Source organism: Tistlia consotensis USBA 355, assembly GCF_900177295.1.
GTDB lineage: Bacteria > Pseudomonadota > Alphaproteobacteria > Kiloniellales > DSM-21159 > Tistlia > Tistlia consotensis.
In genome coordinates this window covers 1-1,070 of the sequence record NZ_FWZX01000088.1, presented here as the reverse complement: position 1 = coordinate 1,070, position 1,070 = coordinate 1, and the positions used below count along the sequence as shown (strand labels likewise).

Below are 1,070 nucleotides of genomic sequence, written 5' to 3'. Positions count from 1 at the left end.
GAGCAGTGAGCTGCACAAGCGGTACATGGCGACCTTCGACAGGGAGCCAGGGGCGTGACCGTCCGCTGCCAATCCTGCGGCCAGGAGTGGCCCCGCGATCCGGCACTGGAGGTGCCGTGCCCATCCTGCCGCGCGCGGGTGGGCGTCTGGTGTCGTCGGCCGAGCGGTCATCGGGCGTGGGGACCTCTGCACGCCGACCGCGAGCGGGCCGCCATGGCGGCCGGATTTCTCGAACGCTGCCCGGGCGATAGCCGGCAAGGTCCGGTGTCATGACCGACCTGCGCGGCTGGCCGCAGAGCCTGATCGAGATCGCCGAGATGACCTCGGTGGCGGCCGCGCTGCGCCTGGTCGACGCCTTCGGCGGCACGAAGTGCTATGTGCCCAAGGACATGCCCCCGGAGCACTCGCTCGTCCTGGCGATCGGCAGCGAGGCTGCCGCCATCCTTCACCGCCACTACGCCGGCTCGGGGATCGAGGTGCCGGTGCTCGCGGTCGCCCGCCACCGCAAGCGGCTGATCCTGGAGGCGCAGGGCGGCACCAAGGAAGTCGCCCTGCGGGTCGGCGTATCCGACCGCTACGTCCGGATGGTAAGGAATGCCGGCCGGCCCGATGATCGACAGCTTGAGATGTTCGGGCCCCCTCTAGGGGGAAGTCGTTCCGGCTAGGCTTTCTCGCCACCGACGCCGGGGTCCGCACGTACCGTCGCGGGCATGGACCCCACCGCCATGCCTGCTGACCGCGCGATCTCGGGGGGCGGCTCGATCCGGAGCCGCCCCCTGGGGCTCCCCCTGGGGCTCGACGTCCGTCAGTTCGCCACCTGGATCGTCCGGCCGACGCTCGCCTACCTCGCGGACGGGCTGCCCGGCTTCGCGTCCGACGCGGCCGTGGAGCTGCTGCTCGGCACTGCCGCCCAGGAGAGCGGCTTCCGCTACCTGGCGCAGCTCGGCGGCGGGCCGGCCCTGGGTCCCTACCAGTCCGAGCCGGCGACCCGCGCCGACGTCCACGACAGCTACCTGCGCTATCGGCCGGACCTGGAGCGGCGCGTCGCCAGCCTGCTGGCGCCGCACCCG

1 protein-coding gene and 1 pseudogene are annotated in these 1,070 nt (G+C 72.6%); both read left to right on the top strand.

All coding sequences use genetic code 11. From position 1 onward, the window contains the following. The first annotated feature begins 269 nt into the window (after window positions 1-269). The gene (locus B9O00_RS32225; protein ID WP_085127568.1) at window positions 270-665 is read left to right on the top strand and encodes a hypothetical protein; all 396 of its coding nucleotides are present in this window, start codon (window positions 270-272) and stop codon (window positions 663-665) included. Window positions 666-725: 60 nt separating this feature from the next. Next, window positions 726-1,070 (top strand): annotated as a pseudogene (locus tag B9O00_RS32220) (hypothetical protein); the annotation flags it as partial.